Raw genomic sequence first — 25,426 nt, 5'->3', positions numbered from 1 at the left:
ATGGTGGGGTGGCGAAGCCGACGCGCTGGTTGTCCGAGACCAAAGAGGGCCACTCGCAGTGGTACATCGAGCGGTTCCGCAAGCTCGCGGCCGACGGCGCCGACCTCGCCGGTGAGGCGCGGCTGGTCGACGCCATGCTGCCGCGCGGCGCGCGGGTCCTCGACGCCGGCAGCGGCACCGGGCGCATCTCCGCCGCCCTGCACGAACGCGGCCACACCGTCGTCGGCGTCGACGTCGACCCCGCGCTGATCGAGGCGGCGCGGACCGACTATCCGGGTCCGCGCTACCTCGTCGGCGACCTCTCCGAGCTCGACCTCGGCGAGACCTTCGACGGCGCCGTCCTGGCCGGCAACGTCATGGTGTTCGTCGCGCCGGGGACGGAGACCGAGGTGCTGCGGCGGGTCGGCGCGCACGTCGTGCCGGACGGCTTCGTGGTGGCCGGCTTCCACACCAACCGGCACCTCGCCCTGGCTGACTTCGACCGCTACGTCGACGACGCCGGGCTGCGGCTGGAGCACCGCTTCGCCACCTGGGACCTGCGCGCGTGGCACGACGACGCCGACTTCGCCGTCAGCGTGCTGCGGCACCGGACGGACTGAGCGGCGGGCGGAACGTGCCCTGTGCGTACGGCGACGGCGCCACGATGACGTGCCGGCCGTCCTGCACCTGGTGCACCAGGTGCGCCTGCGCGATGGACGGGTCGGCGGTGTCGTCGGGGTAGGTCAGCGCCGACTGGCCGGGGCTGCCGAACCAGTAGGCGCCGCTGACCCCGCGGTACACCAGGGTGCGCAGCTGCTGGTTGACGGCGGCGGTGTCGTGCGGGTTGGCGACCTGCCGCCAGGCCTGCGTCAGCAGATGGACCATGTCGTAGTGGATGCCGGCGCCGGAGCGGCCCGGGTCGCTGTGGTGCGCGCCGGCGAACTCGTGCGCGAACCGCCCGGCCAGGCCGTCCTGGTAGGTGCCGATGACCGTCGCCCAGGACAACCCCTCGGCCAGCGCGCCGGCCCGCCCGAGGAATCCCGGCACCGACGGCGCGTAGATGGCGTAGACCAGCGCCCGGGACCCGGTGGCCCTGAACCGGCGCAGGAAGTCGAGCAGGCTCGGCTCGACCCACGTGGCGACCATGACGGCGGCCGGGTCGCGCTGGCCGATGACGTCGAGGACCCGCCGCCAGCCGGGCCGCAGGAAGTCGACCCGCTCGACCTCGACCCGCCAGCCGGCCCGCTCGGCGGCCTCGTGCGCCTGCGCGGTGAACGTGGTCAGGTGCGGGTCGGTGGAGTCGACGACGAGCAGCTCGCGGCGGTGCGGCCGCCATGACCCGGACCCCTCGAAGCCACGCAACGCCCGCACGAACCCGACGCCGTAGCGGCTCTCGGGGGCGCACACCTGGAAGACGTTGCCGAAGCGCACCGGCTCCTCGAGCACCAGCGACTGCGCGCTCTGCGACGTCGCCGAGTGCAGGACCGGGCAGCCGTGGTCCGCGGCCGAGGCGAACACACCGGCGAAGTCGTGCCGGGCCAGCGTGTAGCCCAGCGTCACGGCGTCGACGCCGCGTCCGACGAGGTCGTCGATGCCCCCGGCGAGCGACGTGAGGTCGGCGAGGTCGGCCTCGACGGCGACGTGCACCAGTTCGTGCCCGTCGACGCCGCCGTGGGCGTTCACCTCGCCGACGGCCAGCTCCGCCGCCCGCCGCCGGCCCTGGCCGTCGGCGGACAGCCGGCCCTCGGCGGGGTACACGCCGCCGATGACGATCGGGTGCTTGCGCACCGGTCTCGGCCCCGGCCGGGCCGGCGCCGGTGCCGCCGCCGTCGTCCGCCGTGACACCGCCGCCTCGAGCCGCTGCACGCCGATGGCCGCCAGGCCGCCGGCGCCGCCGGGGATGGGCAGCACCAGCAGCCGGGCGTCGACCGCCGTCGACGCCGCGGCCGTGCGGGTCGGCACCTCGAGCTTGGTGAGCAGCCGCTCGACGTGCGTGGCCACCGTCCGGCGGGCCGTGCGCAGCCGCGCCGCGATCTCGGTGTTCGTCAGGCCGCCCGCGACCAGTGTCAGCACCTGCAGCTCCCGCCAGGTGAGGCCGTACGGCGCGGGCACGGCCTCGGCGGTCACCTCGGCGACCGAGCGCGGGCCGGCGGACCAGACCGGGGTGACGCCGACCGCCACCACCCGGCCCGGCCCGCCGCTCCACAGGAACGCCGCCGGCTCGCCGGCCGCCGCCGCGGCGTGCACGTACGTCAGCAGCGCGGGGTCGGCGTCCGGCCAGCCGCGCGGCGCGCTGCTGAGCACGTCGCGATCGTCGACGCAGGCCCAGCGGGTCGCGTCGGCGGGTGCGCCGAAGACGCGTGCCATGGTCGGATGATAGGCCGGGCCGGCGCGGTTCAGGCCGCCCCGGCGGCCCAGCTGGAGTCGGCCGGCGGCGGCTGGGTACCGCGCACGTCGGGCAGCGCCATGCGCGCGTGGTCGTCCTCGTCGTCGACCCAGACGGCGGCGATCTCGTCGAGCGTGGCGAACCAGACCCCGTCCTTCGACGAGATGTGCTCGATGAGCCGCTCGTACCAGAGCATGTGGTGCGCCTGCCCGACGATCTGCGGGTGTACGCAGGTGGCGTAGACCGGGTTCTCGACCCGCTCGTAGGCGTAGTCGAAGATGTCGCGCCAGCGCCGGAAGATCGACTCGGTGTCCTGCATGCCCGTCGACGTCCCGGTGTAGGCCAGCGGCGGGAAGTCGTCGAGGTACCAGTTCACCGGGATCTCCAGCACGTGGCTGGCCTTACCGGCGACGTTGCCCTGTTCCCAGTTCACCTGCCAGCGCTGCGGGTGGTACGGCACCAGGTCGCGGGCCATCAGGCTGCTGTCGTAGGTGAAGCCGGACTCCTCGATGATGTCCAGCGTGTTCTCGCTGTAGTCCCAGTAGGGCGAGCGGTACCCCGTCGGGCGGACGCCGAGGACCCGCTTGAACGACTCGAACGCGAGGTCGACCAGCCGGCGCTCGGTGTCGCGGCTGATGGCCGGCGGGATCTCGTGGTAGTAGCCGTGGTGGCCGAACTCGTGGCCGCCGTCGAGGATCTTCTTGCACCACTGCGGGAAGGTGTCGACGGAGTGGCCCGGCGTGAACCAGGTCGACTTCACGCCGTAGCGCTCGTACAGCTCGAGCAGCCGTGGCACGCCGACCTCGGCGCCGAACTCGCCGCGCGACATGAACGACGGGCTGGTGCGGTTGAACGCGCCGAGCCACAGGCACTGGGCGTCGAAGTCGGTGCCGAGGTTGACGGCGATCTTCTTGCCCTCGGGCAGCTGGAGGTGTCCCATCGATGTCTCCTTCTGGTCAGAGTGCGACGTGCGACGGCCAGGACTTGTAGAGGTCGGCCCGGCGGCGGCGGTCGCGGTAGGTGGGTGCGGCGCCGGTCTCGCGGTTGATCGCCAGCAGGTCGAGATCGACGATGCCGCGGACCACCGCCTCGGTGTTCGCGGTCGCCTCGGCGACGATCCCCTTCGGCGAGAAGATCGCGTCGCAGGGGCTGAGGATCGAGCTCTGCGCCCAGCCCAGCGGCAGCGGCGCGCCCGGCGCCCCGCCGGTGCTGCAGTGCACGACATACACCTGGTTCTCGACGGCGCGCGCCTGGGCGCAGTGGCGCACCCGCCAGAAGCCGTGCTCGGTGAACGTGTACGACGGGCTGAGGATGATCTCGGCGCCCTGCTCGGCCAGGGTCGCCGCGCACTCCGGGATCTCGGCCTCGTAGCAGACGTTGAAGCCGACCCGGGCGAACGGCAGGTCGAAGGCCTCCATGACGTCGCCCTCGGACGTGTGCCAGTCGGCCTCGGCCGGGAAGATGTGCGTCTTGGCGTGCTTGACGATGTCGCCGTCGGGCGTGAACAGGTGGGCGACGTTGAGGAAGCGGTCGCCGTCGGCCATCAGGTGCGACCCGGCGACGATGTGCTGGCCGCTCCGGCGCGCCAGCCGCGTGAACAGCTCCAGGTAGTCGTCGGTGTAGCGGTCGATGCGGGTCAGCTCGGCGATCGGCAGGTCCTGCCACCCCGGCAGCGTCGTGAACAGCTCGACGGTGAACAGCTCCGGGTAGACCACCAGGTCGGCGCCCCGGCAGCCGGCGAGGAGCCGTTCGGCGTGGGCGGCGAACCCGCCGAAGCCGTCGACCGGCTGGACGGCGAAGTTGACCGCGGCGATGGAGACGTTCCTGGCCATGTGACCTCCCTCGTGGACGAGTGGAGGCCAGCGTGCGCGCTCGCCGTCGCCGCCGCGTCGGTCAGATGACCGACGACCGCGTCAGCGATCGACGCGGTTACACCTGGATGCCGCGGGTGAGAGCGCCGTCGACCACGAGGTTGGCGCCGCTGATGCGGCCGGCCACGGGGCTGGCGAGGAAGACCACCGGCGCGGCGATCTCCTGCGGCGTGCCCATGTGGCCGGTCGGGTTGAGGCCCACCGCCGTCTGGTAGAGGTCGGGGTTGCCGGTCTCGATCATCGCCCAGACGCCGCCGTCGAAGTAGGTGTTGCCCGGCGACACCGTGTTGGCGCGGATGCCCTTCTCGGCCAGCTGCAGGGCCAGCCCGCTGATGTAGCCGAGGATGGCGGTCTTGGCCGTGCCGTACGGCCCCGAGGCGAAGTCGGACTCGCGGCCGGACACGCTGGAGATGGCGATGATCGACGGCATCGACGAGCGCTCGAGGTGCGGGAGCGCCGCCCGGACCAGCCGGACCGTGTGCATGACGTCGACGTTGAGGCTGAGCTGCCAGTTCTCCTCGGTGTCCGGGATCGCCAGCGCGCTGACGTTCGCCACCACGGTGTCGAGGCCGCCGAACGCCGTGGCCGACTCGTCGACCCAGGCGGCGAGCGCCTCGCCGTCGCCGACGTCGACCACGCTGCCGGTGACGGCGCCGCGGCCGGCCAGCGCCTCCTGCGTGGCGCCGACGGCGTCGGCGTCGCGGGCACAGAAGCCGACCGTGGCGCCTTCGTCGAGGAACGCTTCGACGATGGCCCGGCCGATGCCGCGGGTGCCGCCGGTGACGAGGACGCGAGCGCCGTCGAGTTGCAGATCCATGGCTGGCCTTTCGTCAGTGGAGGGTGGCGGCGCGGGCCCGCAGGTCGGCGTGGATGCCGCCGAACGCGTCGGCGGCCGGCAGCAGCGCCTTCGCCGCCTTGACCACGACGCTGTAGTTGGCGTCGACGACGTTCGCGATGGGCGCCTCGGCCAGCTGCGAGCACAGCTGGTAGGCGTCCATGGTGTGCAGGCCGTAGAGCTCGGCGACCCAGTGCACCAGCTCGGCGTTGCCGATGCGCCAGGAGTCTTCCAGCGGGCGGCTCGACCCGACTGTCATCCAGTGCGCGTCGTCCTCGAGCCGCGGCCAGCCCGGCGCACCGCCCTTGACGAGGTCGACGATGAGCGTGGTCGTCATGGCGCCCTCGACGGCGGTGCCGCAGGCCTCGCCCTCGCCCTGGCGGTAGTGGCCGTCGCCGACGGAGAACAGCGCGCCCTCGACGTTCACGCCGAGGAAGACCGTGGTGCCGGCCCGCATCTGCGGGGTGTCCATGTTGCCGCCGAAGCGGTCGGGCACCAGCGACGAGCGCACCTCGCCGCCGGCCGGCGCCACCCCGACGGTGCCGAGCATGGGCGCGACCGGCAGCTCGATGCGGTGGTCGCTGTGCCGGGCCGCGAACGCCACGGTGTCGCGGTCGCGGTCGAGCTCGTAGATCCACGTGGTGTCGGGCAGCGCCTCTTGCAGCGTGACGACGCGGTCGGTGCTGGTCATGCCGCCGAAGAACGGGATGGCCGCGGACGCGCCCCAGTCGCGGGCCGGCTCGAGCGCGGCCAGGTGCAGCACCAGGGTGTCGCCCGGCTCGGCGCCCTCGACGTAGAACGGCCCGGTCTGCGGGTTGACGAACCGGAGGTCGACCTTGGCGCTGGAGAGGTCGTCGGGCGAGCGCAGGACGCCGCCGAACGCGTCGTCGGACCACAGCCGCAGCGCGGTGCCCGGCGTGACCCGCATGACCGGCGCGACGCCACCGAACGTGTAGGCGTACTGCTCGCGCGTGGGCGTGTACTCGATGACGTCCATGCCGGGACGCTACCGTGCCCCGTGCCGCTCCGCGATGTCGCTGATGACACCGGCGAGGTCGGTGTCCTTCCGCGTCACGCCGCCCTCGGAGTGGGTGACGAGCGTGAACGTCACCTTCCGCCAGCGGATGTCGATGTCGGGGTGGTGATCGGCCGCCTCGGCCGCCGCCGCGACGTCGTCGACGACACGGATACCGGTGAGGAAGTCGGGCGCCTCGACGGTGCGGCTGATGCCGGACCGGTCGCCGGACCACCCGGGCAGCCCGTCGAGGGCTGCCCGGAACTCGTCGTCGCCGAGCATGATCACTCCGCCTGCGACTGGGGGACCTGCGCCTCGGGCAGCTGGTCGCGGCGGAAGATCTTCCGGCCGAGCCAGGTGACCGGGTCGTAGGACCGGTCGACGACGCGCTCCTTCATCGGGATGATCGCGTTGTCGGTGATGTGGATGCCTTCCGGGCACACCTCGGTGCAGCACTTGGTGATGTTGCACATGCCGATGCCGGCCTGCTCGCGGGCCAGCTCGCGGCGGTCGTTGGTGTCCAGCGGGTGCATCTCCAGCTCGGCGTAGCGCAGGAAGAACCGCGGGCCGGAGAAGGACTGCTTGTTCTCCTCGTGGTCACGGATGACGTGGCACACGTTCTGGCACAGGAAGCACTCGATGCACTTGCGGAACTCCTGGCCGCGCTCGACGTCGACCTGCTGCATGCGGTACTGGCCGTCGGCCGGCCGCGGCTCCGGCGCGAACGCCGGGACCGTCTCGGCCACCTTGTAGTTGTACGAGACGTCGGTGACGAGGTCGCGGACCACCGGGAAGGTGCGCAGCGGCGTCACCGTGATGGTCTCGTCCTGCTCGAACGTCGACAGCCGGGTCATGCAGGCCAGCCGCGGCTTGCCGTTGATCTCCGTGCTGCACGAGCCGCACTTGCCGGCCTTGCAGTTCCACCGCACCGCGAGGTCGCCGGACTGCGTGGCCTGGATGCGGTGCAGTGCGTCGAGGACCACCTCGCCCTCTTCGACGGGGACGGTGTAGTCCACCAGGTCCCCGCCGGTGGCGTCGCCCCGCCACACCTTCATCTTCAGGTCGTATCCCACTTCACGCCTCCTCGGCGATCACATCTCTAGTTGAAGAGCTCGCGCAGGTCGTCGGGCATCTGGGGCAGTGGCTCGCGCGTGATGCCGACGGCCTCGCCGTCGAGGCGGCAGTGCAGGTTGAGCGTGCCCCAGGTGTCGTCGGTGGCGGGGTAGTCGTTGCGGGTGTGCCCGCCGCGGCTCTCCGTGCGCTCCAGCGCCGCCCGGGCGATGCACTCGCTGACCCGCAGCATGTTGCGCAGGTCCAGCGCCAGGTGCCAGCCCGGGTTGTACTGGCGGTGCCCCTCGACGCTGAGCCGGGTGATCCGCTCGCGCAGACCGGCCAGCTGCGTCAGCGCCTGCTCCATCTCCTCGGCGGTGCGGATGATGCCGACCAGGTTGTGCATGACCTCCTGGAGGTCGTGCTGGACGGTGTACGGGTTCTCGCCGCCCTCGATGCTGAACGGCGCCAGCGCGTGCTCGGACGCCGCGCGGATCTCCTCGTCGCTGATGGTCGGCCGGTCCCCTCGCCGGACCACCGCGTAGGCCGCGTTGAGCCCCGTCCGCCGGCCGAAGACCAGCAGGTCGGACAGCGAGTTGCCGCCCAGGCGGTTGGCGCCGTGCATGCCGCCGGCCACCTCGCCCGCGGCGTACAGGCCCTCGACCGCCGACTCGCCGGTGTCGGGGTCGACGGCCACGCCGCCCATGACGTAGTGGCAGGTCGGGCCGACCTCCATCGGCTCGGCCGTGATGTCGACGTCGGCCAGCTCCTTGAACTGGTGGTACATCGACGGCAGCCGGCGGCGGATGTACTCGGGCGTGCGCCGCGAGGCGATGTCGAGGAACACGCCGCCGTGCGGTGAGCCGCGGCCGGCCTTGACCTCGGCGTTGATGGCGCGGGCGACTTCGTCGCGGGGCAGCAGCTCCGGTGGCCGGCGGTTGTTCGTCTTGTCCTCGTACCAGCGGTCGGCCTCCTCCTCGGAGTCCGCCGTCTCGGCCTTGAAGAACTCGGGGATGTAGTCGAACATGAACCGGCGGCCCTCGCTGTTGCGCAGCACACCGCCGTCGCCGCGGACCGACTCCGTGACCAGGATCCCCTTCACCGACGGCGGCCAGACCATGCCCGTCGGGTGGAACTGGACGAACTCCATGTTCACCAGGCTGGCGCCGGCCTCCAGCGCCAGCGCGTGACCGTCGCCGGTGTACTCCCACGAGTTGGACGTCACCTTGTACGACTTGCCGATGCCGCCGGTGGCCAGCACGACCGACGGCGCGTCGAAGGCGATGAACCGGCCCGACTCGCGCCAGTAGCCGAACGCGCCGGCGATGCGGCCGTCGTTCTTCACCAGCTTCGTGATGGTGCACTCCATGAACACCTCGATGCCGAGGGCCACGGCGCGCTGCTGCAGCGTGCGGATCAGTTCGAGGCCGGTGCGGTCGCCGACGTGCGCCAGCCGCGCGTAGCGGTGGCCGCCGAAGTCGCGCTGCGAGATCAGGCCGTCGGGGGTGCGGTCGAACAGCGCGCCCCACTCCTCCAGCTCGCGGACGCGGTCGGGCGCCTCCTGCGCGTGCAGCTGCGCCATCCGCCAGTGGTTGAGCATCTTCCCGCCACGCATGGTGTCGCGGAAGTGCACCTGCCAGTTGTCCTCTTTCCACACGTTCGCCATGGCGGCGGCGATGCCGCCCTCGGCCATGACGGTGTGCGCCTTGCCCAGCAGCGACTTGCAGACGATGCCGACCTTCGCGCCCGCGTCGTGGGCCGCGATGGCCGCCCGCAGCCCGGCGCCGCCGGCGCCGACCACGAGCACGTCGAAGCTGTGGCGTTCGATTTCAGCCATGGTGTCGCTCTGCTCCTCAGAAGAACCGCGGGTCGGACCAGGTGCCGGACGCGACCATCCAGATGTAGAAGTCGGTGAAGGCCACCCAGACCAGGGACGCCCACGCCAGCTGCGCGTGCCGCCCGTTGAGGACCGATACCCCGCCCCAGAGGCGGTACCGCACCGGGTGCTTGGAGAAGTTGCGCAGCCGCCCGCCGATGATGTGCCGGCACGAGTGGCACGACAGGCTGTACAGCGCGAGCAGCACCGCGTTGACCACGAGGATCAACGAGCCCAGCCCCATGTGCCCCCACTCGCCCTCTGGCGACTTGAAGCTCATGACCGCGTCGTAGGTGAGCAGCACGTTGTACGCCAGTGCGATGTACAGCGCGTAGCGGTGGACGTTCTGCAGGATGAGGGGGAACCGCGTCTCGCCGGTGTAGCGGCGGTGCGGCTCGCCGACGGCGCAGGCCGGCGGCGACATCCAGAACGAGCGGTAGTAGGCCTTGCGGTAGTAGTAGCAGGTCAGCCGCAGGCTCAGCGGGATGACGAGGATCAGCACCGCCGGCGAGAACGGCCACCAGTCGCCCACCCAGGTGCCCAGGTGGCGGGAGCCGTCGACGCACTCCGTCGTGACGCACGGCGAGTAGAACGGCGTCAGGTACGGCTCGGCGAAGTAGTGCTGTCCGGAGAAGGCCCGGTACGTCGCGTAGACCACGAAGGCGAGCAGCACCAGCGCGGTGAACGTGGGGTAGAGCCACCAGCGGTCCGTGCGCAGGGTGCGGGCGGCGATACGGGCCCGGGTCGGAGACTTGATTCCGGTGGGGGCGGCCATGTCTTCTGAACGCTCTTTTCAGAGAACGGGGGAGGGGACGGGGGACGGGTGCGGCCTCGCGCGGCGGCGGGTCAGCCGGTCATGGGGCCCGCCGGTCGGGGGCGCCCAGGCCTTCGTCCTCGGCGCCGGCCCACATGCTCGGGTCGTACGGCTCGTCAGGGACGATCTCCAGCTGCCTGACCGGATGCGGTCGGTGGCCGGGCTGGGGGTCGCCGAGTTCGGCGAGGTCGTCGCCGAGCCGGACCACGTCGCTGACCAGCCGCCGGACGCCGAGGGTGTCGCCGTAATGGAGTCGCAGGGTGGCCACTGCCGCGTCGAGCGCGGACACGGCCTCGGCCACTGCGGCCCGGCTCTCGGACACTCCCATCACTGCCTCCCGCGAGCGTCGGCGGTCGCGATAGGCGGCAGCCTCGCACGGGTGCGGCCGCGAATCCAGGGGTTGTCTGCGATGGGATGAACGTCACACGGCCGTTCTCTTGATTTTCCGGACGATCTTGTTGTCTAAATCGCGAGTGCGTGCCAACAACCATTTGCAAAGAAGTGTTGGCATTCGCTACCGTGCGGGCATGCCGGAGGCTCCGAGGCGTCGCATCGACGCCACCACGCTGCGTGGGCTCGCACACCCGCTGCGCGTGCAGCTCTACGACGCCCTGGTCACGTACGGCCCGGCCACGGCGACCATGCTGGCCGAGCGGTTCGCCGAGAGCACCGGCTCCACCAGCTACCACCTGCGGCAGCTGGCCAAGCACGGTTTCGTCGAGGAGGACCCCACCCGCGGCGCCGGCCGCGAGCGCTACTGGCGCGCCTACCCCGGCGGCACCGAGCTCGACAGCTACGAGTTGTCCGGCGGCGGCAGCGGCGAGGCCGCCCGGCTGGTGGTCGACGAGTTCCGGCGGGTGCAGTCGGCCCGGCTCGGGCACTGGCTGTCGGCCGGCTACCTCCAGGTCCCGCGCGAGTGGGGCCAGGCCACCGTGAACTCGACGGCGCACCTGCGGCTGCGGGTCGAGGAGCTGGCCGCGCTCAGTGCCGACCTCATCGCGGTCCTCGACGCCTGGCACGACCGCGTCGACGACCGCGAGCCGGAGGCCGGCGACGACGCCCGCATCGTCGAGGTGCAGGTGCACACGTTCCCGGTCGCCGACCAGGACCTGCCGTGACGGTCGACGCCGCGCCGGTCCGCGGGCTCGGGCCGGCGTTCGGCCGGCTGTGGGGCGCCGGCACCGGCGCCAACCTGTCCGACGGGTTCGCGGCCACGGCCGCGCCGCTGCTGGCCGCGTCGCTGACCCGCGACCCCGTCCTCATCTCCGTGGTCGGTGTCGCGCAGTTCCTGCCGTGGCTGCTGTTCGGCGTGCTGTCCGGGAGTGTCGTCGACCGCTTCGACCGGCGCCGGGTCGCGGCCGTCGCCTGCGGCGTGCGGGCGGTGGTCGCGGCCGCGGTGTGCGCGCTGGTCGCGACCGACCACATGGTCATCGCCGTGCTCATCGGCGCGGTGTTCGTGTTCGGCGCGTTCGAGACCGTGGCCGACGGCTCGCTGCAGGCCATGGTGCCGGCCGTGGCCGGGCGCGACGGCCTGGTCCGGGCCAACAGCCGGTTCCAGGCCACCGAGGTCGTCGCCCAGAACTTCGTCGCCGCGCCGCTGGCCGGGGTGCTGTTCGCGCTGGCGGCCGCGCTGCCGTTCGTCGCGCACTCCGCCGGCTACGTGCTCGCCGCCGTCCTCGTCCTGACGCTGCCGGTGAGCGCCGCCCGGCCGCCGCGCGGCGACGACGAGCCGAAGGAGCCGCTGACCGGCCGGTCGCTGGTCGAGGGCATCCGGTTCCTGCTCGGCCACCCGGTACTCAGCCGGCTGTGGGCGGTCAACATCGTGCTCGCGGTGTTCAACGCGCTGGCCCAGGCGGTCTTCGTCCTCTATGTCCTGGACGAGCTCGGCCTGCCCGACGCCGTGTACGGGCTGTTCGCCATGGCGGCGGCGGTCGGCGCCGTGCTCGGCGCGCTGATCGTGCCCCGGCTGGTCCGGCGGTTCGGCCGTGGGCCGCTGATGATCGCGTCCGTGCTGGTGACCGGCGCGTCGTACGCGCTGTGCGGGTTCGTGCCGCACCCGGCGGCCGCGGCGATCGGCATGGTCGGCGCCGGGCTCAGTGTCGCGGGGTGGAACGTCCTCAGCGTCACCATCCGCCAGGAGCTGGTGCCGAGCCGGCTGCTCGGCCGCACTCACGGCGCGTGGCGGGCCTTCGGCTGGGGGCTGATGCCGCTCGGAACACTGGCCGGCGGCCTGCTCGGCGCCGTCGACCTCCGGCTGCCATTCATCGTCGGCGGAATCGGAATCGCCGCCGCGGCATTGGGAGTGCGCCGAACGTTTTCCGTCCTGTCCAAGACGCATTAGACAGGAGAATTTCCCGGAAGGTTCGTGTCCGATCCGTTGTGATTTCGTAGCCTGCCGCCCCAGTTGGGTTGCAGGTCAGTAACGGCGCGCCCCGCCACCTTGTGTGTACGTCAGTACCGGTGATGGTCTTAGCCACACTCATTCTGCGATCCTTGCGATCCGACACACGAGGAGTCAGACCTTGACCACCAAGCGCAGGGGTATGGCGTTCTTCGCCGTGCTCACGGCAGGGGCGCTGGCGCTCTCTGCATGTGGCGGCGACGACGATGACAGCGGCTCCGGGAGCGGCGACACCGAGTCCCCGGCCGGCGGCTCGTCGGGCACTCCCATCACGGTCGCCTCCGATGCGGAGTTCACCTCTTACAACGGGAACTCCGAGACCGGCAACGGCACCTGGAACACGTTTGTCCTCAACGGCGTGCTCGATGGTTTCTGGGACTTCGGGCCGCAGGGCGAGATCGTCCGCAACGAGGCATTCGGCACGTACGAGGTCACGTCCGAGGACCCCCTCACCGTCCGCTACACCTTCGCGGAGAACGCGGTGTGGTCCGACGGCGAGCCGATCGACTGCGACGACCTCCTGCTCGAGTGGGCCACCCAGTCCGGTCAGTACATGACCGACCAGGTCGGCGAGGACGGCCAGCCGATCCCGCTGTTCGCGGTCCCGGGCACCACCGGCTACGACCTCGTGGCCAAGCCGACCTGCCAGCCGGGCGACAAGGAGGTCGAGTACGTCTACTCCGAGCCGTTCGCCGACTGGGAGGTCGTCACCAACTCCAGCATGCTGCCGGCGCACGTCGCGGCCGAGCAGGCCGGCATGACGGCGGAAGACCTCGTCACCGCCATCCAGAACGACGACATGGCGGCGCTGACCCCGGTCGCGGAGTTCTGGAACACCGGCTGGGACATGGGCCCGGGCGCGCTGCTCGACCAGGCCGTCATCCCCGCGTCGGGTCCGTACACGATCGACAGCTGGGAGGCCGGCCAGTCGCTGACGCTGGTCGCCAACGAGAACTACTACGGCGACCCGCCGGCCACCGACACCATCGTCATCCGGTTCATCCAGCAGGACCAGCAGGTCCAGGCCCTGGCCAACGGCGAGGTCGACATCATCGCCCCGCAGGTCAGCGTGGACCTCGTCCAGGCGCTGGAAGGGCTCGGCGACCAGGTCACGATGATCACCGGTGACGAGATGACGTGGGAGCACCTCGACTTCAACCAGACCGAGGGCGCCGTCTTCGCCGACCCGAACCTGCGCCAGGCGTTCGCGATGTGCGTGCCGCGGCAGCAGATCGTCGAGAACCTGATCCAGCCGGCCAACCCCGAGGCCGTCGTCATGAACCTGCGCGAGATCTTCCCGTGGGACCCGACGTACGACCAGGTCGTGGGCGAGGCCTACGACGGCCGGTTCGACGAGCCCGACATCGAGGGCGCGAAGGCGCTGATCGACGCCGCCGGCGCCGCCGGCACCCAGATCCGCGTGCTGCGCTCCGACCCGAACCCGCGTCGCGCCGACACCGTGGCCGCCATCAAGGCGTCCTGCGACCAGGCCGGCTTCGAGATCGTCGACACCCCGACGCCTGACCTCGGCGCCGGCATCGTCGACGTGACCAGCTACGAGGTCGCGCTGTTCGCGTGGGCCGGTTCGGGCGTCATGTCGTCCGGCGCCTCGCTCTACCGCACCAACGAGGGCCAGAACCCGTACGGCTACTCCAACCCCGACGTCGACGCCGCGTGGACCGAGCTGATCGTCACGGTCGACGAGGACCGCCAGACCGAGCTGCTGACCGAGATCGAGACCCACCTCTGGAACGACCTCTTCAGCATCCCGCTCTACGCGCACCCGGGCGTCACGGCCCACAACCCCGCCATCGAGGGTGTCCAGCAGAACGCCGCCCAGACCCAGGTGTCGTTCAACATGGAAGAGTGGTCGCGCACGTCCTGACCGTCCGCACGCCGGTCCGGCCGGGAATCCCGGCCGGACCGGCCCGAAGGTTCGGGCCAGGGGCCTCGTCGTCCCTGGCCCGAGCCTTGCGCCCGAGGCACCGTCCCACCGGACGACGCGGCGGCGCGGACCTGACGAGAGTTGGAACTGATCTCATGACTGTCGACGGGCTGGTGTAGACATGCTGGTCTTCATCGTGCGCAGGGTGATCGTCTCCTTCTTCATCCTGCTCGCCGCCACGTTCGTGATGTATCTCCTCACGGCGAACGCCGGCAATCCGCTGGCCGATCTGCAGGAGTCCCGGGCGCCCAACCGCGAGGCGCAGATCGAGGCGCGCATCCGGCTGCTGAACCTCGACACACCGGCGCCGCTGCGCTACTTCATCTGGCTCAAGGGCGCGGCCGGCTGCCTCGCCCCGTTCGTCTTCGAGTGCGACCTCGGCCAGAGCATTCAGGGCCAAGACGTCAGCGCGCTGCTCAGCGTCGCGTTCGTCCAGACCCTGCAGCTGGTCATCGCGGCCACCGTGCTGGCCATGCTGCTGGGCATCGCCGTCGGCATCGTCACCGCGCTGCGTCAGTACAGCGGCCTGGACTACACCGTCACGTTCAGCGCCTTCCTCTTCTTCTCGCTGCCGATCTTCTGGGTGGCGGTGCTGCTCAAGGAGTACGGCGCGATCCGGTTCAACGACTGGCTGGCAGATCCGACCGTCCCCGTCGGCGTGGCGGTGGTCCTCGGCGTGGTCAGCGGGTTGTTCTGGATGATCGTCATCTCCGGCGACCGCACCAGACGTCTCGCCACGTTCGCCACGGCGTTCGTGGCCTCGGCCGGTGCGCTGTGGCTGCTCTCGGAGACCCGCTGGTTCGAGGATCCCGGCCTCGGCATCGTCGTCATCGCCGTCACCGCCGTCGGACTGGCGTTCCTGACCACCGCGCTGGTGGCCGGGTTCACATACCGCAACGTGCTGTACTCCGCGCTCGCGTCGGCGGGCATCGGCATCATCTGCCACTTCGCGCTGGACTCCGTACTCGACGACCCCAGCGGCCTGACCATCGTCGCGCTCGCCGTGGTCACCGTCGCCGTCGGTGTCGGCATCGGCTACGGCCTGGGCGGGCTGCAGCGCCGGCAGGCCATCCAGGCCGCCGTCCTGACCGGTCTCGGCACCGGCGCGCTGCTCTTCCTGGACCGCCTGCTCGGCGCCTGGGACGTCTACTCCGACCGCGTCGGCGGCCGCGTCATCGCCACCATCGGCGCGCGCACCCCGAACTTTCAGGGCACCTTCTGGGAGGAGGGGCTGGACCGCGCGACCCACCTGATCCTGCCCACCGTCGCGATCGTGCTGATCTCGTTCGCCACCTACACCCGGTACACCCGGTCGAGCATGCTCGAGGTGCTGAACCAGGACTACGTGCGCACCGCCCGGTCGAAGGGCCTCGCCGAGCGCGGGGTCATCGTCAAGCACGCGTTCCGCAACGCGATGATCCCCATCACCACGCTCATGGCGTTCGACTTCGCCGGGGTGCTCAGCGGTGCGGTCATCACCGAGAACGTGTTCGGCTGGACCGGACTCGGCAAGATGTTCACCGACGCGCTGACCCGGGTCGATCCGAACCCGGTGATGGGCTTCTTCCTGGTCGCCGGTACCGCGGCCGTGGTGTTCAACATGCTGGCCGACATCGCCTACGCGTTCCTCGACCCGCGCATCCGGTTGTCGTGAGGAGGACGAAACGATGAGCAACCCCTCGACTCCCGATCCCGGGCCCGCGCCGGCGGCCGCCGACGCGCAGGGCATGACCGTCGTCGCCCGCACCCAGGCGCAGATGGTGCGGCGCCGGTTCTTCCGGCACCGCGCCGCGATGGCCGGTCTGGTGACGCTGGTGCTGATCGTGCTGCTGGCGTTCAGCTCGATCGGCTTCGCCAACATTCCCGGCTGGTGGGACAAGGACTACACGTCCATCGCGACCGTCGAGAACTCCGGCCGGCCGACGCTGAGCGTGCTGCCGTCCTGGCTCGGCGGCAGCGGCGTCCACCTCGGCGAGCACCCGTTCGGCCAGGACAACGTCGGCAAGGACTACTTCGCGCTGACGATGCGCGGTGTGCAGCAGTCGCTCACCATCGCGTTCATCGTCGGCCTGGTCGGCACCGTCATCGGCACCCTGATCGGCGCCACCGCCGGCTACTTCCGCGGCCGCACCGAGGCCGTGCTGATGCGCTTCACCGACGTCATGATCACCATCCCGCTGCTGGTCATCGCGGCCGTCCTCGGCCGCCGCTACGGCGACTCCGGCATCGTCGTCCTGGGCCTGGTCATCGGCCTGGTCACCTGGACCGGGCTGGCCCGGCTGGTGCGCGGCGAGTTCCTGTCGCTGCGCGAGAAGGAGTTCGTCGAGGCCGCCCGCGCCGCCGGCACGTCGGCCCGGCGGATCATCGTCAAGCACATGCTGCCGAACATCGTCGGCGTCATCATCGTCGCCGCGACCCTGGCCGTCGCCGCGGCCATCCTGCTCGAGGCGGCGCTGTCGTTCCTGGGCTTCGGCGTGCAGGACCCTGACACGTCGCTGGGCAAGCTGATCAGCACCTACCAGACGGCGTTCTCGACCAGACCGTGGCTGTTCTGGTTCCCTGGTGTGTTCATCATCGCCATCGCGTTGTCGGTGAACTTCATCGGCGACGGTTTGCGTGACGCCTTCGACCCTCGACAGAACCGGGTGCGTGACTGATGACGAATCCGAGCATGCCGGTCGGCGCCCCACTGCCCGACCCCGCCGGTGGTGGCGCCGCCGACCAGCCCGCCGTCACCGAGTCCGCGGCCGAGGTGCACGTCGCCACCAAGCTGGAGGAGACCGCGGGCCCGGGCGAGAAGGAGGTCCTGCGGGTCGAGGACCTCACCGTCTCGTTCCCCACCGACGACGGCCTGGTCCGCGCCGTGCGGGGCGTCTCGTACGCCGTCCACGAGCGTGAGGTCCTGGGCATCGTCGGCGAGTCCGGATCGGGCAAGTCGGTGTCGTCGATGGCGGTCATGGGGCTGCTGCCCAAGTCCGCCCGCATCGCCGGCAAGATCCTCTACCGCGGCGACGACCTGCTGAAGAAGTCGGCGAAGCAGCAGCGGGCGCTGCGCGGCAAGAAGATCGGGATGATCTTCCAGGACCCGATGACGGCGCTCAACCCGGTCTACTCGATCGGCGACCAGCTGGCCGAGGCGGTCCTCTCGCACGAGATCATGCCGCGGAAGAAGGCGCTGGCCCGGGCCGAGGAGATGCTGGCGCTGGTAGGCATCCCGCAGCCGAAGAAGCGGCTGGACAACTACCCGCACGAGTTCTCCGGCGGCATGCGCCAGCGCGCCATGATCGCGATGGCGGTCATCAACAACCCCGACGTCATCATCGCCGACGAGCCCACCACGGCCCTCGACGTCACCGTCCAGGCGCAGATCCTCGAGACGCTCGTGCAGGTGAAGGACGAGGTCAACGCGGCCATCGTGCTGATCACGCACGACCTCGGCGTGGTGGCCGGCATGGCGCACCGGGTGCTGGTGATGTACGCGGGCAAGCCGGTCGAGATCGCCGAGACCGACCGCGTCTTCTACCACCCGCGGATGCCGTACACCGCCGGCCTGCTGGGGTCGATCCCGTCGCTGGAGGGCGGCGGGTCGGGCGCCCGGCTGCGGCCGATCGTCGGCACCCCGCCGTCGCTGATCAACCTGCCGAAGGGCTGCCCGTTCTCGCCGCGGTGCCCGCTGGCCACCGACGTCTGCCACGAGTCGGAGCCGCCGCTGGCCGGCACCGACGAGCTGGGTCACGTCGCGGCGTGTCACCATTGGGACAAGCTCGCGGAGGTCGACGACCCGACGGTGTACTTCCGCGCTGAGAGCGAGGCGGTGTGACCATGGCGACCTCGACCGACACGTCGCCCCAGGCGGCGTCCGAGGCCGGCGGCGGCCAGCACCTGCTCGACGTCACCGACCTCGTCATGCACTTCCCCGTCTACGGCGGCGGCCTGCTGCGCCGCGTCGTGGGCCACGTCCAGGCCGTCACCGGCGTCTCCCTGCACGTCGACGCCCGCGAGACCCTCGGCGTGGTGGGGGAGTCGGGCTGCGGCAAGTCGACCACCGGCCGCGCCATCCTGCAGCTGCACAAGCCGACGTCCGGCTCGGTCGTGTTCCAGGGCAAGGAGCTGACCAGCCTCGACGCCCGCGGCATGAACGAGGTGCGGCGCGACCTCCAGATCGTGTTCCAGGACCCGTACGCCTCGCTCAACCCGAAGATGCCGGTCAACGACATCATCGCCGAGCCGCTCAAGGTGCACGGCAAGTGGCGCGGCGGCGGCAAGAAGCGCGTCGCCGAGCTGCTCGAACTGGTCGGCCTCAACCCCGAGCACGGCAACCGCTACCCGCACGAGTTCTCCGGCGGCCAGCGCCAGCGCATCGGCATCGCCCGCGCGCTGGCCCTCGAGCCGCGGCTGCTGGTCCTCGACGAGCCGGTCTCGGCCCTCGACGTGTCCGTGCAGGCCGGCGTCGTCAACCTGCTCGAGGACATCCAGGACGAGCTGGGTCTGGCCTACATCTTCATCGCCCACGACCTCTCCGTCGTCCGGCACATCTCCGACCGCGTCGCCGTCATGTACCTCGGCAAGGTGGTCGAGACCGGCACCCGCGACGAGGTGTACGAGCACCCCGCGCACCCCTACACCCAGGCGCTGCTGTCGGCCGCGCCGACGGCCGACCCGGTCGAGGAGCGCCGCCGCGAGCGCATCATCCTCGCCGGCGACGTCCCCAGCCCGCTGGACCCGCCCAGCGGCTGCCGGTTCCGGACCCGCTGCTGGAAGGCCCAGGAGATCTGCGCCGTCGAGGAGCCTCCGCTCATCGACACCGGTGTCGGCCACCCGGTGGCCTGCCACTTCGCCGAGGTCGACACCCGCGTCCTCTGAGGCCGGCCGCTGGATCGACGTGAGATCACCGCACCTCGAGCGACGGTGATCTCACGTCCATCCCGCAGTACCGCCACACCGTTACGCCGGGCGGTGTCCACAGAGCGCCGCACCGCTCCTCTTCGTCCACAATCCACGGTTTCGTAGTGGTTACCGGCCCGCGCGCAGCACACGATGAACGGCATGCGGGTTTCCAGCGAATTGCGGCTCCTGGCCGAGGCCCAGGACGGCCTTGTGACCCGGCGTCAGGCCGGCGCCATGATCAGCCTGTCGCGGCCGGTACTCGCTGCGGACGGTTCGCGCGCTGCTCTGCGAGGCCGTGCAGTCCGGCCTGACCACGCACGACCTGCTGGTCGACGCCGTCGGCGACGCCAGATGGGCGGGGTCCAGGCTGGTCCGCCTGGCTCTCGGCGACGTGCATGCGGGCTGCCGCTCGGCGCCGGAATGCGAGCTGCGCGACCGCCTGCGGACGTCGCTCGTTCTCGACGAGCCGCTCTGGAACCGTCCGTTGCCCGGGACAGGCGCCGTCACGCGGGCTGAGCTGCGCCAGGAGACAACGATGTGAGGTTGCTGCGAATCGAGGGGACATCGTCGCGCCTGGGGCAGCACCGATCTCACGTCGTCCATCGGGGTGCGCGACGCACGATGCAGGTGGGCGAGCTGGAACGCCGTAGGATGGACCGTCAACTCCCCCCATTCAGAACGGGTTCCCCGCATGTCCGTGCGCAGCCGCGACGACCTCCGAAACGTCGCCATCGTGGCCCATGTCGACCACGGCAAGACCACCCTCGTCGACGCGCTGCTGTGGCAGTCAGGGGTGTTCCGCGCCAACCAGGACGTCGCCGACCGGGTCATGGACTCCGGTGATCTGGAGCGGGAGAAGGGCATCACGATCCTCGCCAAGAACACCGCCGTCCGCTGGGGCGACACCACCATCAACATCATCGACACCCCGGGTCACGCCGACTTCGGCGGCGAGGTCGAGCGCGGCCTGTCGATGGTCGACGGCGTGGTGCTGCTGGTCGACGCGAGTGAGGGGCCGCTGCCGCAGACGCGGTTCGTGCTGCGCAAGGCGCTGCACAACCGGCTGCCGATCGTCGTGGTCGTGAACAAGACCGACCGGCCCGACGCGCGCATCGCCGAGGTGGTCGACGAGACGTACGAGCTGTTCCTCGACCTCCTCGACGACTCCAGCGACCAGAGCGCGCTCGACTTCCCGATCGTCTACGCGTGCGCCCGCGACGGCAAGGCGGCGCTGGACCGGCCGGCCGACGGCGAGGTGCCCGCGTCCGACGACCTGTCGCCGCTGGTCACCACGATCCTCGACACCATCCCGGCGCCCACGTACACCGAAGGCGCGCCGCTGCAGGCGCACGTCACCAACCTCGACGCGTCGCCGTTCCTGGGCCGGCTGGCGCTGTGCCGGGTCCGCGAGGGCGAGATCGCCAAGGGCTCGCAGGTCGCCTGGTGCCGCAAGGACGGCAGCATCGAGCGGGTCAAGGTCACCGAGCTGCTCATGACGGAGGCGCTGGAGCGGGTGCCGGCCGAGAAGGCCGGCCCGGGCGACATCATCGCCGTCGCCGGCATCCCCGAGATCACCATCGGCGAGACGCTCGCCGACGTCGACGACCCGCGGCCGCTGCCGCTGATCACCGTCGACGAGCCGGCGCTGTCGATGACCATCGGCGCCAACACGTCGCCGCTGTCCGGCCGGTCCGGCGGGTCGAAGGTCACGGCCCGTCTGGTCAAGGACCGCCTCGAGTCCGAGCTCATCGGCAACGTGTCGCTGCGGGTGCTGCCGACGGAGCGGCCCGACGCGTGGGAGGTGCAGGGCCGCGGCGAGCTGGCCCTCGCCGTCCTCGTCGAGACCATGCGCCGCGAGGGCTACGAGCTGACCGTCGGCAAGCCGCAGGTCGTCACCCGCGAGATCGACGGCAAGCTGCGCGAGCCGTTCGAGCGGCTCACCGTCGACTGCCCCGAGGAGTACCTCGGCGCCGTCACCCAGCTGCTGGCCGTCCGCAAGGGCCGCATGGAGCAGATGACGAACCACGGCACCGGCTGGATCCGCATGGAGTTCGTGGTGCCGGCCCGTGGGCTGATCGGCTTCCGCACCGACTTCCTCACCGAGACCCGCGGCACCGGCCTGGCCCACCACGTCTTCGAGAGCTACGAGCCGTGGGCCGGCGACCTCCGCACCCGCCCGACGGGGTCGCTGGTCGCCGACCGCTCCGGCGTCGCCACCTCGTACGCCATGTTCAACCTGCAGGAACGCGGCACGCTGTTCGTCGAGCCGACCACCGAGGTGTACGAGGGCATGATCGTCGGCGAGAACTCCCGCGCCGACGACATGGACGTCAACATCACCAAGGAGAAGAAGCTCACCAACGTGCGCTCCTCCACAGCCGACGAGCTCGAGCGGCTGATCCCGCCGCGCAAGCTCTCGCTCGAGCAGGCGCTGGAATTCTGCCGCGACGACGAATGCGTCGAGGTCACGCCGAAGGCCGTCCGGCTGCGCAAGGTCGTGCTCGACGCCTCCACCCGCGGCCGCGCGGCGGCCCGTCGCAAGCACGCCCAATAGCCCGTCACCGCCCCCGGTCGAGCGCCGTCGGCACTGGTGAGCGATGATGTCGCTCGTCCGGGGGGAGGTCACATTCTCGTTGCGAGTGTGAACGCGGATATCCACAGGACTTGCCCTGGGACGAGGACGGCACATAGAAAGTGACGGGCACTTATGTGCCCAAATCGGCCAAAACGGCCGTAGTGGCGCTGGCGACGGGACCCCGCAGCCTCGCCTCGGGTAGAACCCAGGAGGAATCCCATGCCAGTCTCGCCACGTAGGTCGGTGGTGCTGGGAACCGTCGCGCTCGCGCTCGCGCTGGGTGCCTGTGGCGGTGACAGCGACGACGCGGCCGGCGAGAGCGCCAACACCGTCACGGTGCGCGGCTGCAACCCGCAGGCCGCCTTCGTCCCGGCCAACAGCAACGAGGTCTGCAGCGGCGATATCCTCGACCAGGTCTTCTCCTATCTCGTCCGCTACGACGCCGAGACCGGGCAGCCCGAGAACGAGATCGCGGCGGGCATCGACACCGACGACAGCCAGACCTGGACCATCACGCTGGAGGACGGCTGGACGTTCCACGACGGCTCGCCGGTCACCGCGCAGAGCTTCGTCGACGCCTGGAACTGGGCCGCGCTGGGCGACAACGCCACGCTGAACAGCTACTTCTTCGAGCCGATCCAGGGCTACGCCGACGTGCAGAACGCCGTCGACGACGAGGGAAACCCGATCGAGGGTTCGGCGGCCGCCGAGACGATGTCCGGGCTGCAAGTAGTCGACGAGCGCACCTTCACCGTCGCGCTGACCCAGCCCGAGTCGCAGTTCCCGATGCGCCTGGGCTACACCGCGTTCGCCCCGCTGCCCGAGTCGTTCTACGACGACCCCGAGGCGTACGGCCAGCACCCCATCGGCACCGGGCCGTTCGAGTTCGAGTCGTGGGAGCCGAACATCGACGTCCGGCTCACCGCCTACCCCGACTACAACGGCGACGTGAAGCCGAGCATCGACGGCGCGGTCTACCGCATCTACGAGAACGACGACGCCGCCTACAACGACCTGCAGGCCAACCAGCTCGACATCATGCCGCTGCTGCCGACCTCCGCACTGGCCGGCGACACCTACAAGATCGACCTCGGCGAGCGGTTCATCAGGCGCGAGACCGGCGTCTTCGAGACCATCACGTTCGCGCCGTCGGCCAATGACCCCCGATTCGACGACCCGCGGATCAGGCAGGCCATCTCGATGTCGATCGACCGGGCGACGATCGTCGACGCCATCTTCGCCGGCGCCCGCATCCCGGCCACCGGCTGGGTGTCGCCCGTGGTCCCCGATGCCCAGGACGAGGCGTGCGGCGAGTTCTGCACGTACGACCCCGAGGCCGCGCAGGCGCTGTACGCCGAGACCGACGGCGTCGAAGGGCCGGTGGCGCTGACCTACAACGCCGACTCCGACCACAAGGCCTGGGTCGACGCCGTCTGCGGCAACATCAACCAGACCCTGGGGATCGACTGCGTCGCGACGCCGGAGGTCGACCTCGCCACCTTCCGCAGCAAGGTCACCGAGCGGGCACTGGACGGCATCTTCCGCACCGGCTGGCAGATGGACTACCCGTCGCTGGAGAACTTCCTGGTGCCGATCTTCGCCACCGGCGCCTCCGCCAACGACGGCGACTTCACCAACGAGCGGTTCGACACGCTGGTCGGCCAAGCGGCCGCTGCCTCGGACGCCGAGGAGGGCGTCGCCCTCTACCACGAGGCCGAGAACCTGCTCGCCGAGTTCATGCCGGCCATCCCGCTGTGGCACCGGGTGAACATCGCCGGCTACTCCACTCACGTCGAGAACGTCCACCTCACCGTGTTCCAGACCGTCGACCTGCTCAGCGTCACCACCACCGGCTGACGCCGGCTCGGGGTGCGCGCCGTACAGTCTGACTCCGGCGCGCACCCGGAGCGCTGCTGATCGCTGAAGGAAGGCATGACTCGGTACGTCGTTCGGCGCCTCGGCCAGATGGTGCCCGTGGTCATCGGCACCACGTTCCTCATCTACGCGCTGGTCTGGTCGCTGCCGGGCGACCCGTTCGCGGCGAAGTGCGGCGACCGGGCCTGCCCGCCCACCTACGTGGCGCGGATGACCGCCGAGTACAACCTCGACGACCCGCTGCCGCTCGCGTACCTGCGGTACATGGGCAAGCTGGTCACCGGCGACTTCGGTGAGACGTTCGCCGGCGTGTCCATCGCCGACGAGCTGCTGCAGCGGTACCCGACCACGCTGAAGCTCACGGTGCTGGCCATCCTCGTCGAGCTGGTCATCGGCGTCGCCGCCGGCGTGCTGGCCGGCATCCGCCGTGGCGGCTTCCTCGACCACCTGGTGCTGGTCAGCACGCTGGTCGTGGTGTCGATCCCGGTGTTCGTGCTGGGGATGCTGGCGCAGGTGACCTTCGGCGTGCGGCTGGGCTGGTTCCCGGTGACCTCCGACGGGACGTTGTTCTCGCTGGTGCTGCCCGCGATCGTGCTGGGCAGCCTGTCGCTGGCGTTCGTCGCGCGGCTCGTGCGGGCGAACCTGGTCGAGAACCTGCGCACCGACTACGTCCGTACGGCCGTCGCCAAGGGCCTCACCCGGCAGCGGGTCATCGGCGTGCACACCCTGCGCAACTCGCTGATCCCGGTCGTGACGTTCGTCGGCGCCGACTTCGGCGGGCTGCTCGGCGGCGCGGTCGTCGTCGAGGGGATCTTCAACATCCCGGGCGTCGGCAACATGATCTTCCGCGGCATCAACGCGCACGAGGGCGCCACCGTGACCGCCGCCGTCACCGTCCTCGTCCTGGTGTTCCTGATCGTGAACCTGCTGGTCGACCTGGTGTACGCGGTGCTCGACCCGAGGATCCGTCATGCCTAGGCGGCGGCGCGGCGGGCACGCGGCGACCGTGCCCCGGTCGCTGGCCGGCGACGCCTGGCGCGATCTGCGCCGCAAGCCGCTGTTCCTGACGTCGGCCGCGATCATCCTGGTGCTGGTCGCGATGGCGGCCGTGCCGGGGCTGTTCACCGACGTCGACCCGCGGGCCTGCGACCTCGCCCACTCCCGCGAGGCGCCCAGCGCCGGCGCGTGGTTCGGCTACGACCTGCAGGGCTGCGACATGTTCTCCCGGACGATCTACGGCGCGCGGGCATCGATCCTGGTCGGCGTGCTGACGACCGTCGTCATCGCGGTCGTCGGCAGCGTCGTCGGGATGGTCGCCGGCTATCACGGCGGTCGCCTCGACGCGTGGCTGTCGCGGATCACCGACATGTTCTTCGCCGTCCCGATGCTGCTGGGCGCCGTCATCGTGCTGGCGACGTTCCCGTCGGCGGTCGGCACCCCGTCCTGGCAGACCATCGGCAAGGTGGTGCTCGCCCTGGGCGTCCTCGGCTGGACGATGGTGGCCCGGCTGATGCGCTCGACGGTGATCCAGGTCAAGCAGTCGGAGTACGTGCAGGCCGCGCGCGGGCTCGGCGCCGGAGCCGGTCGCATTCTGCTGCGGCACGTCCTGCCCAACGCCATGGCGCCGGTCGTGGTGTACTCCACGATCATCCTCGGCGTGTTCGTGGTGCTGGAGGCGACGCTGTCGTTCCTGGGCATCGGCCTGCAGCCGCCGGTCATCTCCTGGGGCATCGCGATCAGCGAGGCGCGCTCGTACATCCGCCAGTCGCCGCACATGCTGCTCTTTCCCGGCGCCTTCCTCTCCGTGACGGTGCTCGCCTTCATCATGCTGGGCGACGCGGTCCGCGACGCGTTCGATCCGCGGCTGCGCTGAGCTGTGATCGTCACCACCCGAAAAGCCCCGCAAACCTGCCGTGA

Annotated in this window: 23 protein-coding genes; 13 read left to right on the top strand and 10 right to left on the bottom strand. The window is 70.7% G+C overall.

What is annotated here, in order from left to right; translation table 11 throughout:
• Positions 1 to 8: 8 nt before the first annotated feature.
• A complete protein-coding gene (locus tag BLU82_RS23220; RefSeq protein WP_092623396.1) occupies positions 9 to 599 on the top strand; it encodes a bifunctional 2-polyprenyl-6-hydroxyphenol methylase/3-demethylubiquinol 3-O-methyltransferase UbiG in 591 nt (196 codons plus the stop codon).
• On the opposite strand, the gene BLU82_RS34380 is transcribed toward BLU82_RS23220, so the two are convergent.
• The 10 genes from BLU82_RS34380 to BLU82_RS23170 form a co-directional block, all read right to left on the bottom strand.
• Entirely contained in the window at positions 571 to 2,346 is a 1,776-nt protein-coding gene (locus BLU82_RS34380; RefSeq protein WP_157741208.1) for an ABC transporter substrate-binding protein, read from the bottom strand. The genes BLU82_RS23220 and BLU82_RS34380 overlap by 29 nt on opposite strands.
• Positions 2,347 to 2,375: 29 nt before the next feature.
• Positions 2,376 to 3,305, bottom strand: a complete 930-nt coding sequence (locus tag BLU82_RS23210) for a polysaccharide deacetylase (protein WP_092623395.1) — start codon at positions 3,303 to 3,305, stop codon at positions 2,376 to 2,378.
• A 16-nt stretch (positions 3,306 to 3,321) separates the two neighbouring features.
• On the bottom strand, positions 3,322 to 4,197 hold the full coding sequence (locus BLU82_RS23205) for a carbon-nitrogen hydrolase family protein (protein WP_092623394.1): 876 nt from the start codon (positions 4,195 to 4,197) through the stop codon (positions 3,322 to 3,324).
• A gap of 97 nt (positions 4,198 to 4,294) precedes the next feature.
• Positions 4,295 to 5,053 (bottom strand): SDR family NAD(P)-dependent oxidoreductase, encoded by a 759-nt coding sequence (locus BLU82_RS23200; RefSeq protein ID WP_092623393.1) that lies wholly within the window; start codon positions 5,051 to 5,053, stop codon positions 4,295 to 4,297.
• Positions 5,054 to 5,066: 13 nt separating this feature from the next.
• The gene (locus BLU82_RS23195) at positions 5,067 to 6,068 is read right to left on the bottom strand and encodes an acetamidase/formamidase family protein (protein WP_092623392.1); all 1,002 of its coding nucleotides are present in this window, start codon (positions 6,066 to 6,068) and stop codon (positions 5,067 to 5,069) included.
• A 9-nt stretch (positions 6,069 to 6,077) separates the two neighbouring features.
• Complete coding sequence (locus BLU82_RS23190) at positions 6,078 to 6,368, bottom strand: 4a-hydroxytetrahydrobiopterin dehydratase (protein ID WP_092626181.1); 291 nt, start codon at positions 6,366 to 6,368, stop codon at positions 6,078 to 6,080.
• A gap of 2 nt (positions 6,369 to 6,370) precedes the next feature.
• A complete protein-coding gene (locus BLU82_RS23185; RefSeq protein WP_092623391.1) occupies positions 6,371 to 7,159 on the bottom strand; it encodes a succinate dehydrogenase/fumarate reductase iron-sulfur subunit in 789 nt (262 codons plus the stop codon).
• 26 nt (positions 7,160 to 7,185) lie between these two features.
• Entirely contained in the window at positions 7,186 to 8,973 is a 1,788-nt protein-coding gene (locus BLU82_RS23180; RefSeq protein ID WP_092623390.1) for a fumarate reductase/succinate dehydrogenase flavoprotein subunit, read from the bottom strand.
• Between the two features lie 16 nt (positions 8,974 to 8,989).
• Positions 8,990 to 9,787: a hypothetical protein gene (locus tag BLU82_RS23175; protein WP_092623389.1), complete on the bottom strand. Its 798-nt coding sequence runs from the start codon at positions 9,785 to 9,787 to the stop codon at positions 8,990 to 8,992.
• Positions 9,788 to 9,866: 79 nt separating this feature from the next.
• Positions 9,867 to 10,154 carry a hypothetical protein gene (locus tag BLU82_RS23170; protein WP_092623388.1) on the bottom strand — a complete coding sequence of 96 codons (288 nt, stop codon included), beginning with the start codon at positions 10,152 to 10,154 and terminating at the stop codon, positions 9,867 to 9,869.
• Positions 10,155 to 10,353: 199 nt separating this feature from the next.
• Here BLU82_RS23170 and BLU82_RS23165 point away from each other — a divergent pair, with 199 nt between their 5' ends.
• The 12 genes from BLU82_RS23165 (at position 10,354) to BLU82_RS23110 (ending at position 25,382) form a co-directional block, all read left to right on the top strand.
• Positions 10,354 to 10,944, top strand: a complete 591-nt coding sequence (locus BLU82_RS23165; RefSeq protein WP_092623387.1) for a helix-turn-helix domain-containing protein — start codon at positions 10,354 to 10,356, stop codon at positions 10,942 to 10,944.
• A complete protein-coding gene (locus tag BLU82_RS23160) occupies positions 10,941 to 12,167 on the top strand; it encodes an MFS transporter (RefSeq protein WP_157741207.1) in 1,227 nt (408 codons plus the stop codon). The genes BLU82_RS23165 and BLU82_RS23160 overlap by 4 nt, the downstream gene beginning before the upstream one ends.
• Before the next feature lie 181 nt (positions 12,168 to 12,348).
• Entirely contained in the window at positions 12,349 to 14,112 is a 1,764-nt protein-coding gene (locus BLU82_RS23155) for an ABC transporter family substrate-binding protein (protein ID WP_197682408.1), read from the top strand.
• Between the two features lie 181 nt (positions 14,113 to 14,293).
• Positions 14,294 to 15,826, top strand: coding sequence for an ABC transporter permease (locus BLU82_RS23150; protein WP_092623384.1), 1,533 nt, complete (start codon positions 14,294 to 14,296; stop codon positions 15,824 to 15,826).
• Positions 15,827 to 15,839: 13 nt separating this feature from the next.
• A complete protein-coding gene (locus BLU82_RS23145) occupies positions 15,840 to 16,829 on the top strand; it encodes an ABC transporter permease (protein ID WP_092623383.1) in 990 nt (329 codons plus the stop codon).
• Positions 16,829 to 17,992 (top strand): ABC transporter ATP-binding protein, encoded by a 1,164-nt coding sequence (locus BLU82_RS23140; protein ID WP_231947565.1) that lies wholly within the window; start codon positions 16,829 to 16,831, stop codon positions 17,990 to 17,992. Before BLU82_RS23145 ends, BLU82_RS23140 begins: the two co-directional genes overlap by 1 nt.
• A 2-nt stretch (positions 17,993 to 17,994) precedes the next feature.
• Positions 17,995 to 19,035, top strand: coding sequence for an ABC transporter ATP-binding protein (locus BLU82_RS23135; RefSeq protein WP_092623381.1), 1,041 nt, complete (start codon positions 17,995 to 17,997; stop codon positions 19,033 to 19,035).
• 319 nt (positions 19,036 to 19,354) lie between these two features.
• The gene (locus tag BLU82_RS23130; protein WP_092623380.1) at positions 19,355 to 19,600 is read left to right on the top strand and encodes a hypothetical protein; all 246 of its coding nucleotides are present in this window, start codon (positions 19,355 to 19,357) and stop codon (positions 19,598 to 19,600) included.
• Positions 19,601 to 19,750: 150 nt separating this feature from the next.
• Positions 19,751 to 21,613 carry a translational GTPase TypA gene (gene typA / locus BLU82_RS23125; protein ID WP_092623379.1) on the top strand — a complete coding sequence of 621 codons (1,863 nt, stop codon included), beginning with the start codon at positions 19,751 to 19,753 and terminating at the stop codon, positions 21,611 to 21,613.
• A 264-nt stretch (positions 21,614 to 21,877) separates the two neighbouring features.
• Positions 21,878 to 23,491 (top strand): ABC transporter substrate-binding protein, encoded by a 1,614-nt coding sequence (locus BLU82_RS23120; RefSeq protein WP_197682407.1) that lies wholly within the window; start codon positions 21,878 to 21,880, stop codon positions 23,489 to 23,491.
• 75 nt (positions 23,492 to 23,566) lie between these two features.
• Positions 23,567 to 24,487, top strand: a complete 921-nt coding sequence (locus tag BLU82_RS23115; protein WP_092623377.1) for an ABC transporter permease — start codon at positions 23,567 to 23,569, stop codon at positions 24,485 to 24,487.
• Entirely contained in the window at positions 24,480 to 25,382 is a 903-nt protein-coding gene (locus BLU82_RS23110; protein ID WP_092623376.1) for an ABC transporter permease, read from the top strand. The genes BLU82_RS23115 and BLU82_RS23110 overlap by 8 nt, the downstream gene beginning before the upstream one ends.
• The last annotated feature ends 44 nt before the right edge of the window (positions 25,383 to 25,426 follow it).

This window comes from Jiangella sp. DSM 45060 (genome assembly GCF_900105175.1).
In the GTDB taxonomy this organism is placed as follows: Bacteria; Actinomycetota; Actinomycetes; order Jiangellales; family Jiangellaceae; genus Jiangella.
The sequence above is the reverse complement of the archived record's forward strand: the minus strand, read 5'-3'. Positions and strand labels throughout refer to the sequence as shown.

Excerpts from the sequence above, each read along its gene's own strand:
- BLU82_RS23195 (WP_092623392.1), bottom strand. The coding sequence starts at position 6,068 with ATGGACGTCATCGAGTACACGCCCACGCGCGAGCAGTACGCCTACACG.
- BLU82_RS23200 (WP_092623393.1), bottom strand. The coding sequence starts at position 5,053 with ATGGATCTGCAACTCGACGGCGCTCGCGTCCTCGTCACCGGCGGCACC.
- typA (WP_092623379.1), top strand. The coding sequence starts at position 19,751 with ATGTCCGTGCGCAGCCGCGACGACCTCCGAAACGTCGCCATCGTGGCC.
- BLU82_RS23170 (WP_092623388.1), bottom strand. The coding sequence starts at position 10,154 with ATGGGAGTGTCCGAGAGCCGGGCCGCAGTGGCCGAGGCCGTGTCCGCG.
- BLU82_RS23115 (WP_092623377.1), top strand. The coding sequence starts at position 23,567 with ATGACTCGGTACGTCGTTCGGCGCCTCGGCCAGATGGTGCCCGTGGTC.
- BLU82_RS23210 (WP_092623395.1), bottom strand. The coding sequence starts at position 3,305 with ATGGGACACCTCCAGCTGCCCGAGGGCAAGAAGATCGCCGTCAACCTC.
- BLU82_RS23190 (WP_092626181.1), bottom strand. The coding sequence starts at position 6,368 with ATGCTCGGCGACGACGAGTTCCGGGCAGCCCTCGACGGGCTGCCCGGG.
- BLU82_RS23175 (WP_092623389.1), bottom strand. The coding sequence starts at position 9,787 with ATGGCCGCCCCCACCGGAATCAAGTCTCCGACCCGGGCCCGTATCGCC.
- BLU82_RS23150 (WP_092623384.1), top strand. The coding sequence starts at position 14,294 with ATGCTGGTCTTCATCGTGCGCAGGGTGATCGTCTCCTTCTTCATCCTG.
- BLU82_RS23165 (WP_092623387.1), top strand. The coding sequence starts at position 10,354 with ATGCCGGAGGCTCCGAGGCGTCGCATCGACGCCACCACGCTGCGTGGG.
- BLU82_RS23145 (WP_092623383.1), top strand. The coding sequence starts at position 15,840 with ATGAGCAACCCCTCGACTCCCGATCCCGGGCCCGCGCCGGCGGCCGCC.
- BLU82_RS23205 (WP_092623394.1), bottom strand. The coding sequence starts at position 4,197 with ATGGCCAGGAACGTCTCCATCGCCGCGGTCAACTTCGCCGTCCAGCCG.
- BLU82_RS23180 (WP_092623390.1), bottom strand. The coding sequence starts at position 8,973 with ATGGCTGAAATCGAACGCCACAGCTTCGACGTGCTCGTGGTCGGCGCC.
- BLU82_RS23135 (WP_092623381.1), top strand. The coding sequence starts at position 17,995 with ATGGCGACCTCGACCGACACGTCGCCCCAGGCGGCGTCCGAGGCCGGC.
- BLU82_RS23140 (WP_231947565.1), top strand. The coding sequence starts at position 16,829 with ATGACGAATCCGAGCATGCCGGTCGGCGCCCCACTGCCCGACCCCGCC.
- BLU82_RS23110 (WP_092623376.1), top strand. The coding sequence starts at position 24,480 with ATGCCTAGGCGGCGGCGCGGCGGGCACGCGGCGACCGTGCCCCGGTCG.
- BLU82_RS34380 (WP_157741208.1), bottom strand. The coding sequence starts at position 2,346 with ATGGCACGCGTCTTCGGCGCACCCGCCGACGCGACCCGCTGGGCCTGC.